A 14,094-nucleotide genomic window follows, 5' to 3' on the forward strand; every position below is an offset into this window, starting at 1 on the left:
CGGTCACTTGACTCCAGTGGCGCCGTACCTTGCACCCCCGTCCGGCGCCGCGGTCATCGTCTCGCATCGAGAGGTCCAACCGACGGGCGTCCCGGGGCGCGCTTCCGGCGTACCGCATAGGCTCGGGGGACAGCGTTTGCAGCCGAGTTCGCGAGGAGTCGTGATGACGGGAATTCTCGAGCCGTTGGCAGGGACCGCACCGGCCGTCTGGGAGAAGCTCGACGACCGGTTCGCCGGCATCCGGGGCGACAGTCAGCTGGAACGGTTGTGGACCGGCGGCCGCTGGGTCGAGGGCCCGGTGTACTCCGCGGCGGGCCGCTACCTGCTCTGGAGCGACATCCCGAACGACCGCATCCTGCGCTGGGACGAGACGTCGTACCAGGTGTCGGTGTTCCGGCAGCCGGCCGGCAACACCAACGGCCACACGCGCGACACCGAGGGCCGCCTGGTGAGCTGCGAGCACGGGAACCGGCGCGTCACCCGGACCGAGCACCACGGCGGCATCACGGTGCTTGCCCACGAGTACGACGGGAAGCGGCTGAACAGCCCGAACGACGTCGTGGTGAAGCGCGACGGGTCGGTCTGGTTCACCGATCCGGCGTACGGGATCGACAGCGACTACGAGGGGTTCAAGGGCGCGATCGAGACCGGCGGATGCCATGTGTACCGCGTCTCGCCGGACGGCGTGCTGACCCGCGTCGCGGACGATTTCAACCGGCCGAACGGGTTGGCGTTCTCACCCGACGAGTCGTTGCTCTACATCACAGACTCGGAGGAAGGCACGATCCGCGTCTTCACCGTCGACGGTGACAAGTTGCGTGGTGGCGAACTGTTCGCCGAGTGCGGCAACGGGATCTTCGACGGCATCCGCCTCGACACCGAGGGCCGCGTCTGGGGCGCCGCCGCGGACGGCGTGCACGTCTACCACTCGGATGGAACGCTGCTCGGCAAGCTCCTCGTGCCGGAGACCGTCAGCAATCTCACATGGGGCGGTCCGAAGCGCAACAGACTGTTCCTCACCGCGACCACCTCCGTCTACTCACTCTTCACCACCGTCAACGGCGCCCCGGAGGCGTACGGTCCGCATCGCTGACGCGATGTGTGTGATGATGGCCTGCTGACCTGATCCAGGGAGGACTGGTGAGCATGGTTCCGGAACATCTCCGGGTAGTGGCGGACAACGTGGTTTCCGAGGCCCAGAAGGATCCGCGGGTGCTGGCCGTCGTCGCCGGCGGATCGGTTGCCTTCGGCACCACTGACGAGTACTCGGATCTCGATCTGGTGTTGGTGTGTACGGACGAAGGGCAGCCGGCCTGCCTCGCCGAGGCGAAGGAGTTCGCGGGCCGTGCCGGGCCGCTGTTGTCGAGTTTCACCGGCGAGCACGTGGGTGAACCACGGTTGCTGATCGCGCTGTACGGCCCACCGCTGATCCACGTCGACCTGAAGTTCGTGACCGCGGACGGTTGGCGGACGCGGGTCGAGGACGGGATCGTGCTGTGGCAGCGCGACGACGCGGTCGACCGGGTGCGGCAGGAGAGTACGCCGGCTTGGCCGCAGGTGGACGCGCAGCGGATCGAGGACCAGTTCTGGGTCTGGGTGCACTACGTCGCGGTGAAGATCCAGCGCGGCGAGATCTTCGAGGCGATCGACGGCCTGGGCATGATGCGGGCGTCGGCGATCGCCCCGCTCGCCGGGATCGGGCGCACCACCAGGCCGGCCGGGGTACGTCGGCTGGAAACGCTCGCGCCCGAGCTGCTCCCCGAGTTGCGCGAGACCGTCCCGACCATGGACCCAGACGACTGCTTCCGCGCCCTCCGGGCGTCGGTCGACCTGTATCGCAAGGTCCGCGAAACCTCCGGCGTACAGGCCGACCGCCGCACCGCAGCCGAAGAAGCCGCGGTTGCCTACCTCGCCAGCGTTTGAAGTCTTACAGCTTTTGTATCTGGTCGATGATGGTGAAGACGGCCAGGAAGCCGAAGGCCAGGAATGAGAACGCGAGTACGGCGGCGCGCCAGGTGGTGATGCGGATGGCGTGCGGCAGTGCTCGCGAGTTCATCCACCAGAGCAGGCCGGAGTAGATGAACATCATCGTGCCGGCGGTGCAGGCGGAGATCACCAGCAGGACCAGCGGCTGGGTCAGACCGGCCAGCAGCACGATGATGCCGAAGGCAACCAAACCCCAGACCAGCCAGAAGTAGAGCTTGGACTCCGTCACCTTCGACTCGCGCAGGTAGCGGGCCTTGATCATGTCCGACGACAGCCGCGACGTGTAGTCCACGATGCCGGTCGCCGCGGCGAACAGGGCGAACGCGCCGATCGCCCAGAACAGGTACCCGAACCAGCCGCCGACGATCGTCTGCAGCGTCGTACCCTCGATCTTCAGGAAGCTGATGCTGTTCTTCACCGCGTCGTTCCCGAACAGCGTCGCGTGCGCGAGCATCGAGGTGAACACGATCGTGAGCACGGTGATCGCCACGAACGTCGCGGCCTGCTCGATGTTCGCGAACTTCCACCAGCGCCGCCAGCGCGCCAGGTTCTCGTCGTTCGGCTCGAACGTGTACCCGTTGGCGTTCGGGTCCGCCTCGGTCTCGCCGGTGACCGGTGACGTCAGCCGCGGTACGTGCACGCCCATCCCGAAGCCCTTGTCCCGGATCCAGTTGCTCTGCACCAGGTTCTGGCCGCCGCCCGCGCCGGCGTACGCGATGGCGCCCATCACCAGCGCGAACCCGAGCTGCTCGGCCGGGAAATGCGGCTGGGTGACCGCGTCGCCGAGTGCGCTGTACGTCTTGCCGCGGATCGCGAACACCAGCGCCAGGATCACGAGCAGCGCGACCGCGGCGATCTTCACCGCGATCAAGCGTTCCAGCATCACGTAGACGACCGGCGCGAAGGTCAGGATCGCGCCGATCAGCAGCAGCATGCCGATCGCGATCCACCGTGGATCGCCGCCGCCGAACAGGTACGTGAGCATGCTCGCCGAGCTCGTCGCCCAGCCGGGCCAGAGGTTCGCGAAGTACGTCATGATCGCGAAGAACAGTCCCCAGTGCTTCCCGTACCGGTTGAAGCCGGTCAACGCTGTCTCACCAGTGGCCAGCGTGTACCGCTCGATCTCCATGTTCAGGAACCACTGGACCACCACGCCGACCACGGCGCCCCAGAGGAACACCAGGCCGACCTGGCTGGAGATGTACGGCCAGAGGATGAACTCGCCCGAGGCCAGCCCGACGCCGGCGCCGACCATGCCGGGGCCGATGATCTTCCAGGTATTGGCGGGCGGCTCGGGGAGGTCGCGAACCTGCGGTGCGGGCAGGTTCTTGGTCGGTAGCGCGAATCGTCCGTGGTCAGTCGCCGTGGTGTCTGCCATCAGGGTCCTCACTCCTTGGAGTCCACCGAGCTTCGACCCCCCGTTCCGGAGGATAACGAATACTGTCGACAACGGCGACCCGACACAGCCCGAATGGCAGACTGAGCCCCATGAGTGGGGTAACCGTGCTGGCCGCCTCGTACGCCGGCGCCGCCAGCGCACCCGCCTACGCACGACTGGCCGGCCTGGCCACGGAACTGCCTGGGGAACTCCTCGTACGACGGGACGCGGGCTGGCCGGTCATCCGGTACGACGACCCGGCCGGCGCGATCGCCGCGGCGTACACGCTGCGTGAGTCCGCCTCCCGGGTTCCCGCAGGTGAGCTGCTCCGGATCGCCCTGCACACCGCACCGACCGTCGCGCCGGCGGTCCGTCACGCCGAGCATCTGCTGGCCCTCGCGAACCCGGGCCAAACGTTGCTCACCGCAACGACTGTGGCGGAGTCGGGTGCGGCCGTCAGCGATCTCGGGGTGCACCGGCTGCGGGACCTCGGTTCGCCGGAACGCATCTTCGAACTGACCTCGACCGCCGAGCCGCTGCGGTCGCTGGACGGCGTACCCAACAACCTTCCGGTCATGTTCACCAGTTTCGTCGGACGGCAGACGCAGGTCGCCGCGCTCCGCACGCAACTGTCCGGCGGACGGCTCGTCACGCTCACCGGCCCAGGTGGCAGCGGCAAGACCCGCCTGGCTGCGCAGACCGCGGCGCAACTCGCCGAACGCTGGCCCGACGGCGTCTGGTGGGTCGACCTCTCCGCAGCCACCGACAACGCCCAAATCCCGGAAGCGGTCGCCGCCGCGATCGGTCTGTTGGTGGAGTCGGGCGACCGCCTGCTGATCGGCCAGCTCCGCACCCGACAGGCCTTGATCTGCCTGGACAACTGCGAGCAGATCATCGACGGGGTCGCGGAGTTCGTCCACGCCCTGCACGCGGGTTGCCCCGAGATCTCTGTGTTGGCGACCAGCCGTGTGCCGTTGGATCTTCCCGGTGAGGCGATCTGGCGGGTGCCCGCGCTCGCGCCGGACGAGGCGCGCGTCCTGTTCGCCGAACGCGCCGGCACCGAGTTCCCGCAGTCGGAGCAGGCGATCCGCTCGATCTGCGCGCGACTCGACGGCATGCCGCTCGCGCTGGAACTGGCCGCCGCCTGGGTCCGCACGCTCACCCCGGAGCAGATCGAGTCCGGTCTGAGCGACCGGTTCGGCCTGCTCACCAAGAACGTTCGCGGGGTCGCGGCGCGTCAGCAGACCCTCGCCGCGTCCATCGACTGGAGTCACGAGCTGCTCGACGCGGACGAACGCCGGGTCTTCCGCCGGCTCGCGGTGTTCGCCGGCGGCTTCACGCTCGATGCCGCCACGGTGATCTGCGGTGGGGACGACGTACTCGAGGTGCTCGCGCGACTTGTCGACAAATCGCTGGTGGTCGCCGAGGACGGGCGGTACCGGCTCCTGGAGACGATCCGCGAGTACGCCGCGCTGCGTCTGACGGAAGCCGGCGAGGACCTGCGGGACCGTCACCTGGATCATTATCTGCGCGTCGCCGAGGCTGCGGAACCCCTGCTGGACAAGGACCGCGACGCCTGGCGGGCCCTGATCGAACCGGACCGCGAAAACTGTCGCGCAGCGCTCGACCACGGACTGACGGCGACCGATCCCGACCGCGGCCGTCGCCTCGCCGCCGCGCTCCGCTGGCTCTGGAACCTGCAGGCGACCGGCACCGAGGGCATCGACTACCTCCGGCGCGCGATCGATTGCGCACCCGACGACCGAACGTTGCTCCAGGCCCGTTTGCTGTACGGCTACGCGACCGTCGCCGACACCGTCGACCCGTTCGGGTACGACGCGGCGGGTCGCGGACTCGAGCTGGCGACGGAGCTCGGTGACGATCGGTTGCGTTCACTGTTCCTCGCGCTGGTCGCGGTCGGTGAGTTCTTCACGGACTTCGAGAAGGCGTGGGACCTCACCGCTGAAGGGCGACGGCTGGCGGAGGGTATCGGCAACGAGCCGGCGCGGAACGCGAACATCGCCCTGCAATGCGTGCTGCTCGCACTCCGGGACCGGTACGACGAGCAGCGCCCGCTGATCGAGTTGGTCGCGGACGGCCTGGTCACCAGCGGCGAACGCGGCATCGCCTCAACCGTGCTGACCGTCTGGTCCGAGAGCCTGATGTCGACCGGTGAACCGCGCGAGGCCCTGCGGGTCGCCGAGCGTGCCCTCGCCGCCGCCGAACCCCTCGCCGACTTCCACCGCGTCGGCGCCGCACGCGGACAGGTAGCCACCCTCCTCGTTCGCACGGGCCGGCTCGACGAAGCACGCGAGCTGATGCGACCCCTGCTCGACCTGGTCGAGACCACCGGCGCCGTCCCCGCGAACCTCGGGCAGGTGATGGGACTGATTTCGTTCTGGAGCGGTGAGTACGATGCCGCGGTCGAGTGGATGGCCCGCGACACGGCACCCGACAGTCCGCTTGCGGATACGTTTGCGCCGGCGATGCTGCTGCCGACCGTCGCCGCCGCTCTGCGTGCCCAGGGGAAGGACGCGACGGGTTTGCTGGAGCATGCGGCCGAGCTGGCGCGCCGCTACAACCTCCCGCGCATTCACGCCGACGTACTCGACCAGCTCGGCCGGATCGCGATCACGGAACAACCGGACAAGGCGGCGGACCTGCTGCACGAGGCGTTGACCATCCGCGTCGACCACGGCCTGCGCACCTACGTCATCGACAGCCTCGAATCCCTCGCCCTGCTGGCGAGCCACACGAACCGCGCCACTGACGCCGCCCGCCTGGCGACTGCCGCCGCCAACGCACGCCTCGAGATCGGCGCCGCCACGCCACCCGACTGCCCCGACCTCCCACAGTCCGACGAGCAAGCGCTCCCGCTGGACGAGGCCGTCGCCTACGCCCGACGTACGCGCGGAGCTCGCGGCCGACCGTCCTCAGGCTGGGCAAGCCTCACCCCAACCGAGGAACAGGTAGTCACCCTCGCCGTCGAAGGTCTGACCAACCCCGAGATCGCTGAACGCCTCTTCATGAGCCGAGGCACCGTCAAGACCCATCTGGCTCACGTCTACGCCAAACTCAACGTCGCCAACCGCACCGAACTGGCCTCCCTCAAGAAACCCTGACCAGTCCGTGTGGAAGGTCTCGAACCTCCTTGAAGACAAGCGAAACCCACGCCGCGAGCAGATAGACGAGGGCGGCGACCAGAGCCACACCCTGTGCCCCGAACCGGTCCGCCAACGGGCCGGCGGCGAGCATGCCGACCGGGATCGCGACGAACGAGAGCAAATCGTCGATCGACGAGATCCTGGACAGCAGGCTTCCGTCGATGTGTTCCTGCAGGGACGTGTCCCAGCTGACACCGGAGACCGAGAAGCCCACGCCGGCCGCGAAGGCAGTGAGGAGCAGCCACGCTGGATGGAGGCCGAGACCCAGCGCGAACAGCGGGAGCGCGCCGAGGGCACTCAGTAGTTGGCCGGTGCGAAGGAGATGCCGGACAACCAGCCGATACATCACTGCGCTCATGACGAGCAGGCCGACGCCACGCGTGCTCAGTACGAATCCCCACGTCTGCTCTCCACCCAGGTCCCTGGTGAGCGGTGGGCCCAGGACTTGCCAGACGCCGGTCTGCGCAAGGTTCATCACGGCCGAGGAGAGCGTGACCGCCCATACCCAGCGGATACCTCGGAACTCTCGCCAGCCCTGACGCAGATCGCTGAGAACCGTCGACGTACGCGGAGCAATCGGCGTAGCTATCCGCAGGCTGCCGAGGAGCATGGCCGCCAGGAGGTAGCTCACGGCGTCGATGGCGATCGTGGCACCGGTGCCCGCGACGGCAACGAGAATGCCCGCGAGCGCGGGCCCGACGATCTTCGTGGCGTTGCGTACCGAGCTCAACAAGGCGTTCGCCTTGCGAAGGTCCTCCTTCTCGACCAGCTCTGGCAGGAGCCCCCGAAGCGCCGGCGACGTGAACGCGTCCAGTACGCCGTTGGCGGCGCTCAGCGTACCGATCAGCACGAGATCGTAGTTGTGCGTGATCAGCGTCGCGGCGACCGCGCCCTGCGTTAGCGCGCTTCCTGCAGTGGCCGCGACGAGGACCGTTCGCCTCGGCAGCCGATCCGCCACCGCGCCGCCGAGCAGGACGAAACACAGCATCGGAACCATCCGGGCGGCAAGGACGATGCCGAGGTCGGTCGGATTGCCCGAGGCGTCGAGGACCGCGAAGGCCAGCGCGACCGGGGCCATCGAGCTGCCGAGCAGCGTGACCAGCTGGCCGGTCAGAAAGCGCCGGAAAGCCGGCTGCTGCAGCGGAGTGGGCACTGCGCAAGGATGAGGTGCCGCCGGCCGGCGGGCGAGTATTTCGTTCGGAGGCGAAAGTTGACGCTGCTGCGGTTGAGTTCGATGGCACTGTCGAGATCGCGCTTCGCGTTGTCACCGCTGGCCGAGACGGTCGGGGCGATCGTGAGTCTCCGACGCGGACAGCCGGAGGCGTGGACGAAGAGCTGGCACGCGGCGAATCAGCGGTGCTTCGACCAGCGCCTGGAGCGAGACTCGTTTCTCCAGGGGCTGACTGATCTCCTGAGCTCGACGAAGTGGTTGCCGGATTTCGTTGCGCTGCCGCCCGGTGGAGGAATGACGACGTCACTCGCGAGCGAACTCGATCCGATTCGCTCGATGTCTGACCGGGACATCCGCGAGACCCTCGCGGTCTCGATGCAGCACAGCTGGCTCGAGCATGACACCGCCTGGATCTCCGGACGCGACCTCGGAGTACGACTCGCATCCGCATTGCGGTCGATCTGGGACGACCACGTTGCACCTGACTGGGGGCGCCGTCGTGAGGCGCTCGAGCGGGAGGTGATGCACCGCGCGGGTCTGCTGGCCGCCTTCGGCTGGCCCACTGCCCTGGAGGGGATGAGCCGGCGCAGCAGGTGGGTCGGTTCCGACAGCATCCGCTTCAGCGACCAGCCCGGAGCAGACCGCTTCATCGGGGACGAGGGGCTCCAGTTCGTCCCGGTCACGTTGCAGAGCGGGACTTGGCTGTGCGAGAGCGACGCCGGTGGATATGCCCTGGTCTATCCGGCCAAACGGGCAGCGGTTGCGAACGTGGCCGGCGATCGCCCGGCTCTCGAGCAACTCATCGGACGCGGCCGCACACGCGTCCTGGCTGGATTGTCGCGGCCTGCGACGGTCAGCGAACTTGCTCGGGATCTTGAGCTGTCACTGGGAACGGTTGGTCGGCATCTGCGGATCCTTCGCGATGCTGGCCTGATCGTCAGTCTGCGCGACGGGCACAAGGTCGTTTACCGACTGACTGATCGTGGTGCTGGGCTGTTGCAGGGGGAGTAGGTCAGGCGGGTTTGAGCATGTCGATGGTTTTGGTGATTCGGCGGGCGCGGGTTTCGGGTTTCTTGGCGTCGTTGATGGCGTTGACGTGTTCGCGGCGGTGGCTGTAGCTCAAGGCGTCGAAGGCCTCTCGCAAGCCTGCGTCGGTGAGTGCGGCGGCTAGGTCGTCGGGGACCGCTACGGTCCGCTCGCCGGTGTCGCGCTCGACCGTCACGGTCACGGCGTCGCCGTCGCCCTTGCCGAGTTCCGCGCGGATGCTCTTCAGTACGCCGAGCGAGAGACAGTCACCCATCGAGGCGATCGAACCCCGATAGGCGATCCCGTCGAACGTCGCCCGTACCGGGATCCGTCCACCGCCACCGAGCGCGGCGACCACCTCGGCGGGCACCTCCACCCACGCTCCTCCGCCGTCGTCGTTCACGACAATCCTGCCCTCAAAGGCCTCCATCCCTCCACGGTACAAACCGGCGGAGTCGAGTGTCGCGGCCATCAGGCGTCACCTGCTGTTGGGATCCGGTGTGTGCCGGTGGGGTCGACGTGGAAGGTGAAGTTGTGGGGTGTGGTCCATTCGAGGGTTTGGTGGTCGAGGCGGCGGAGGTTCCAGCCGTGGGCGTGGGTTTTGACGCGGTGGGCGTAGCGGCTGAGTGGGGCGAGGTTGGTGGTGTTGGTTTGGTGGGGTGGGCCGAGGGGGTTGTAGGGCTGGATGTGGTCGAGGTCGATGGTGGTGCGGGTTTCGCGGGTGCCGTAGGGGAAGAGTTCGACGGGGTGGAGGAGTTTGATGTGGTTGCGGATTTTGGTGGGGATTTCGTAGGCGTCGGCGCTGATTGTCTGGTTGAGGTCGATGACGGGTTTGATGGTGTAGGGGGCGTGGCCGACGAGTTCGGTGAGTTGTTCGGCCAGGAGCGGCCCGATGGTTTCGGCGCGCACGACGCCGGTCCCGGTGGCGAGGGTGTGGTCGGTGAGGTGCACGAAGATCTCGGTGTGCCCGGGGCGTGAGGGCAGGCTGGATCCCCCGGGCAGGCTGGATTCTCCGGGTGCGGTGGATGCCCCGGGCGCGCTGGATTCTCCGGGTGCGGTGGAGTCTCCGGGTGCGCTGGATTCTCCGGGTGCAGTGAAGTCTCCGGGCCTGGTGGATGTTCCGGGTGTGGTGGGTGGCGTGCGGAGTCTTCGGGGTTTGGCGTGGGCGTCTTGTTTGATCTGGGCGAGGCGGAGGTCGAGGGCGCGGCGGGCTGCAGGGTCCATGGTCCAGGCGCCGTCGCCGGGGTCGTCGGAGTGGGTGGTTGGATCGGGTTCGAGCGGCTCGGTGGCTTGCCTGTCTGGGGCGTCGAGTGGATCGGGTAGGTCGCTGGAGCTGGGGTGGGGTGCGTCGCGATCGGCGTCGTCGTCGGTTCCCGGTTCCGGGCAGCCGGTGTTCCACTCGGCCAGCAGGTCGTCGTCATCATCGGCGCCGAGGTCTGTCTCCCGCACCCCTACCGCCCGAGCAACACTCGCTCCGGCCGGTGCAGATACTCCAGCAGCCGCGCTCGCCCCAGCAGCAGGCGTGTGCGCTTCGGCGGGCGTGGGTGCTCCAGCGGGTGCGCTCGTTCCAGCAACTGTTGTCCCTCCGGCAGGCGTCGTCGCTCCGGCAGGCGTCGTCCCTCCGGCAGGCGTCGTCGCTCCGGCAGGCGTCGTCCCTCCGGCAGGCGCGGGCTCTTCGGTGGGGGCGGGGGTTTGGTGGGGGTTGGTGCGGGCTTGGGTGAGGAGTTGTTCGGTGTAGTGGGGGTCGGCGAGGATGCCGATGGCGTCGGCGCGGCGGTGTTGGAGGGGGCGGGTGTCGCCGATGGTTTGGAGGGCGTCGGCGATGGCGGTGATGGTGGCGTCGTGGCGGATGACGGCGCCGGCGGGGGCTTTGACGTAGATGGTTTTGTTGCCGTGGTCGTCGCTGCGTCCGATGAATACGCCGCGGGCGCGGGCTGCCTCAGCGGCTTCGGCGCGGGCGGTTTCGGGGTCGGCGTGCATTTTCGCGGCGTGGACGATCTTGTCGAGGCGGTAGGGGGTGATGGAGTCGATGAGTGGGGCGACGCGCTGGTCGACGTAGTGGGCGGCGTCTTCGGAGAGTTTGAGGCAGGCGGCGGCGATGCGGCGGGCTTTCCAGGGGGTGGCGTGGCCGGATTGGACGCGGGCCCAGGTGAAGGGGAAGCGGTGCCGCAGGGCGAGGGCTTCGCCGAGGAACTTGGCGCCGGTCATCGGGGAGGTTCCGAGGATGACGGCGAATTCGGCGATCGCGAATTCCGCGATGGGTGGGCAGCCGTCGCCGCCGAGTACAACGGAGCGTTCGCGGCCGTCGCTGGCGCGGCGGGTGGGGCGGATGTCGCGGATGCTGGGGTGGAAGCGGTCGGCGTAGATCTGGGCGTGCTCGAGCAGTCGCGCGTCGGCCTGGTTGGCGATCGCGCGGTGCTCGGCGGCCGACTCGAGCAGGTCGGCCGTGGAGAGCTCACTCAGATCATTGTCGAACATGTGTTCGATTCTATCTCGACAAACCCGCTTCTCCAAATTCCCAGACCCATGGAATCCCTTATCTGCAAGGGAGAATGGCCTCGGTGAGTCAGCTGTGGACGGCCGGGCAAGAGGCAGCGCTCGTCACATCGTCGCCGGAGGCAACAGTTGTCGCCGCCAACGCGTCGCCGTCCGCCTACCGGAACTCACCAGCTCCGCCAGCGCGGCGTCGTACGGCGGGTCCTGTTCTCGTCGAGCGCCGCGGCGTGCTGAGCCTGGTCGGGCTCGCCGCACAGCCTGCGTAGGCTGTTGGCTTGTGGGGTGTTCGAGGTGGAGGGCTGAGTTGTGGCTGAGCGACCTGAGATTGTTTGTATCTGTGGCTCGGCGCGGTTCGTGGACGAGATGAGCGCGGCGAACCGGGAGTTGACCTTCACAGGGATCATCGTCGTCGCGCCGGGCGTGTTCAAGCGCGCCGGGGATCAGGAGTTGATCACCGACGAGCAGAAGGCAGCGCTGGGTGCGCTTCACCTGCGCAAGATCGACCTGGCCGACAGGGTTCTGGTCGTCAACCCCGGCGGGTATATCGGCGAGTCCACGAGTCGGGAGATCGCCTACGCGCGCGCCACCGGCAAGGCGGTCGCGTTCACCGACCCCGTCTGAACTACAGGTCCTCTTCCTGGGTTGCGCGGGAGAGTTTGCTCGGCCACCAGATCTTCCTGCCGATGTCGTAGGCGACGGACGGGACGAGCAGGGAGCGTACGACGGTGGTGTCGAGGAGCACGCCGAAGGCCACCATGAAGGCGATCTGAACCAGGAACAGGATCGGCAGGACGGCGAGCGCCGAGAACGTCGCCGCGAGGACGACGCCGGCCGAGGTGATGACACCGCCGGTGACGGCCAGACCCATCAGGATGCCCTGCCTGGTGTCATGTTCCTGCGCCTCCTCCCGCACCCGCGTCATCAGGAAGATCGAATAGTCGATGCCCAGGGCAACCAGGAACACGAACGCGTACAGCGGGATGCCGGGGTCGGCGCCGGGGAAGCCGAAGACGTGGTTGAACACCACCGCGCTGACCCCGACGGTCGCACCGAACGACAGCACGTTGGCGATCACCAGCAGGATCGCCGCGACGAGCGAGCGCAGCAACAGCATCAGGACGACGAAGATCACCGCGAGGATCGTCGGGATGATTACCCGCAGGTCGCGTTGCGCGGCGTCCAGGACGTCGAGGTTGATCGCGGTGTTTCCGCCGACCAGGATGTCCGGGCTGACCGTGTCCAGCTCGGTCCGCAGGTGCTTGACCACCTTGGTCGCCTCGGGTGAATCGGCCGGCACCGTCAACGTGGCCTGCACCAGAACCTTCCCGTCGACGACCTTCGGCGGTACGCCGGGAGCGACCGACGCGGACGCCGCGCCGACACCGTCGACCTTGGTGGCGGTCTGGACCACCCGGTCCGCTTGCGCGACCGGCGTGAGGATTTCCACCGGCGTACCTGCGCCGGCGTCGAAGTGTTTGCCGAGTTCCTCCTGGCCGGTCACCGACTCGACCTTGTTGAGGAACAGGTCCTCCTGGGACGTGCCGCTCGCCTTGAAGGTCGGCAGGAACGCCGCGCAAGCGACCAGTACGAGCGCGGTGATCGCCCAGACTCGGCGGGACCGGGTGCCGACGAGGGCGGAGACGCGGCCCCAGAGCCGGCGTCCGCCGACCTGGTCAGCGGTGTGCACGTGGTCGACGCGGGGGATCGACGGCCAGAAGATCCGGCGACCGAATGCGAGCAGGACCGCGGGCAGGAAGGTCATCGCCGCGATGAACGCACCGGCGATCCCGAGTGCGCCGACGGGGCCGAGGCCCTTTGTGCTGCCGAGCTGGGAGAGCAGCAGGCAGAGCAGACCGAGGATGACGGTCGCCGCGCTGGCCGCGATCGGCTCGATCGACGCCCGCCAGGCCACCCGCATCGCGTCGTACTTGCTGTCGTAGTCGTGCAGCTCCTCCTTGTACCGGGAGACGAGCAACAACGAGTAGTCGGTCGCTGCGCCGACGACGAGGATGAACAGGATGCCCTGACTCTGGCCGTTCAGCTGGAGTACGCCGTGCTTCGCGAGCGGGTACACGACCAGGGCGGCCAGTGCGAGACCAAAGACCGCGGTGAGCAGGACGGCGATCGGCAGGATCGGGCTCCGGTACACGATCAGCAGGATCACGAACACCACGGCGAGGGCGACGCCGAGCAGGATCCCGTCGATCCCGCTGAACGCCACCACGAAGTCCGCGAACACCCCGCCGGGACCGGTGACGTACACCTGCAGACCAGTAGGTGTGAGGTCTTGCTTGATCTGGTTGCGCAGCCCGTCGGCGACGGCGAACAGCACGGTCTTGCCCTGGCCGACGACCTCGTCGGCGCGGTCACTGTCGGTCTGGACGGTGACCAGCAGGGCCTTTCCGTCGTCGGACGGGACCGGTTCGCCGACCGGGGCGACCAGGTACTCGCCGAGCTTCTTCCCGTTCCCGACGTCCAGGCCCGGGATCGTCGCGATGAACGCCTTGACCTTGGCCAGGTCCTGCGGAGTGATCCCGGATTCGCGCTCCACCAGCACGAAGTACGGCAGTGCCTTGTTGTCGACGAACTTGGCCGACTCGTTGGCGACCACCGTCGACTCGGCTTGTTTCGGGAGGAAGTTGGCGTTGTCGTTCTGCTGGACCTCGCTCAGTTTGCCGACCGACGGTCCGCCCAGCGACCCGAGCAGCAGCCAGACGATCAGTACGGCGGCGATTCCCGCCCTCCACATCCAACGGTTCACGGGGGCACAGTACCCGGGATCTCTCACTACCCACCGGAGGGTGTGCGGGAGCCGTTTCGGCGACGTAACAACAAGATGACTACGCGGAAACACCCCGGTCATAACGTCCAGG

Annotated in this window: 11 protein-coding genes; 6 read left to right on the forward strand and 5 right to left on the reverse strand. The window is 67.8% G+C overall.

Going from position 1 to position 14,094, the window contains the following annotated elements:
• Nucleotides 1–163: 163 nt before the first annotated feature.
• Nucleotides 164–1,093: an SMP-30/gluconolactonase/LRE family protein gene (locus AC0662_RS14795; RefSeq protein WP_452204778.1), complete on the forward strand. Its 930-nt coding sequence runs from the start codon at nt 164–166 to the stop codon at nt 1,091–1,093.
• A 47-nt stretch (nt 1,094–1,140) separates the two neighbouring features.
• Entirely contained in the window at nt 1,141–1,923 is a 783-nt protein-coding gene (locus tag AC0662_RS14800) for a hypothetical protein (RefSeq protein ID WP_478300985.1), read from the forward strand.
• 4 nt (nt 1,924–1,927) lie between these two features.
• Here AC0662_RS14800 and AC0662_RS14805 read toward each other — a convergent pair whose 3' ends face one another.
• Nucleotides 1,928–3,364 carry an Nramp family divalent metal transporter gene (locus AC0662_RS14805; RefSeq protein WP_478300987.1) on the reverse strand — a complete coding sequence of 479 codons (1,437 nt, stop codon included), beginning with the start codon at nt 3,362–3,364 and terminating at the stop codon, nt 1,928–1,930.
• Between the two features lie 110 nt (nt 3,365–3,474).
• Here AC0662_RS14805 and AC0662_RS14810 point away from each other — a divergent pair, with 110 nt between their 5' ends.
• The gene (locus AC0662_RS14810; protein WP_478300989.1) at nt 3,475–6,486 is read left to right on the forward strand and encodes a helix-turn-helix transcriptional regulator; all 3,012 of its coding nucleotides are present in this window, start codon (nt 3,475–3,477) and stop codon (nt 6,484–6,486) included.
• Here the strand turns inward: AC0662_RS14810 and AC0662_RS14815 are convergent.
• The gene (locus AC0662_RS14815) at nt 6,473–7,681 is read right to left on the reverse strand and encodes an MFS transporter (protein WP_478300991.1); all 1,209 of its coding nucleotides are present in this window, start codon (nt 7,679–7,681) and stop codon (nt 6,473–6,475) included. The genes AC0662_RS14810 and AC0662_RS14815 overlap by 14 nt on opposite strands.
• Nucleotides 7,682–7,762: 81 nt before the next feature.
• On the opposite strand from AC0662_RS14815, the gene AC0662_RS14820 reads away from it, so the two are divergent.
• The gene (locus tag AC0662_RS14820; protein ID WP_478300993.1) at nt 7,763–8,710 is read left to right on the forward strand and encodes a helix-turn-helix domain-containing protein; all 948 of its coding nucleotides are present in this window, start codon (nt 7,763–7,765) and stop codon (nt 8,708–8,710) included.
• Between the two features lies 1 nt (nt 8,711).
• Here the strand turns inward: AC0662_RS14820 and AC0662_RS14825 are convergent, their stop codons facing one another.
• Both AC0662_RS14825 and AC0662_RS14830 read right to left on the reverse strand, forming a co-directional pair.
• Nucleotides 8,712–9,155, reverse strand: coding sequence for a YdeI/OmpD-associated family protein (locus AC0662_RS14825; protein ID WP_478300995.1), 444 nt, complete (start codon nt 9,153–9,155; stop codon nt 8,712–8,714).
• Nucleotides 9,156–9,196: 41 nt separating this feature from the next.
• Nucleotides 9,197–11,239 carry a hypothetical protein gene (locus AC0662_RS14830; protein WP_478300997.1) on the reverse strand — a complete coding sequence of 681 codons (2,043 nt, stop codon included), beginning with the start codon at nt 11,237–11,239 and terminating at the stop codon, nt 9,197–9,199.
• 47 nt (nt 11,240–11,286) lie between these two features.
• Between AC0662_RS14830 and AC0662_RS14835 the strand changes: the two genes are divergently transcribed.
• Both AC0662_RS14835 and AC0662_RS14840 read left to right on the forward strand, forming a co-directional pair.
• Nucleotides 11,287–11,487 (forward strand): hypothetical protein, encoded by a 201-nt coding sequence (locus tag AC0662_RS14835; RefSeq protein ID WP_478300999.1) that lies wholly within the window; start codon nt 11,287–11,289, stop codon nt 11,485–11,487.
• A 40-nt stretch (nt 11,488–11,527) separates the two neighbouring features.
• On the forward strand, nt 11,528–11,842 hold the full coding sequence (locus AC0662_RS14840) for a hypothetical protein (RefSeq protein ID WP_478301000.1): 315 nt from the start codon (nt 11,528–11,530) through the stop codon (nt 11,840–11,842).
• A gap of 1 nt (nt 11,843) precedes the next feature.
• Here AC0662_RS14840 and AC0662_RS14845 read toward each other — a convergent pair whose 3' ends face one another.
• Nucleotides 11,844–13,982, reverse strand: a complete 2,139-nt coding sequence (locus AC0662_RS14845) for an MMPL family transporter (RefSeq protein WP_478301002.1) — start codon at nt 13,980–13,982, stop codon at nt 11,844–11,846.
• Nucleotides 13,983–14,094 lie beyond the last annotated feature (112 nt).

The organism is Kribbella sp. NPDC043289 (assembly GCF_056436705.1).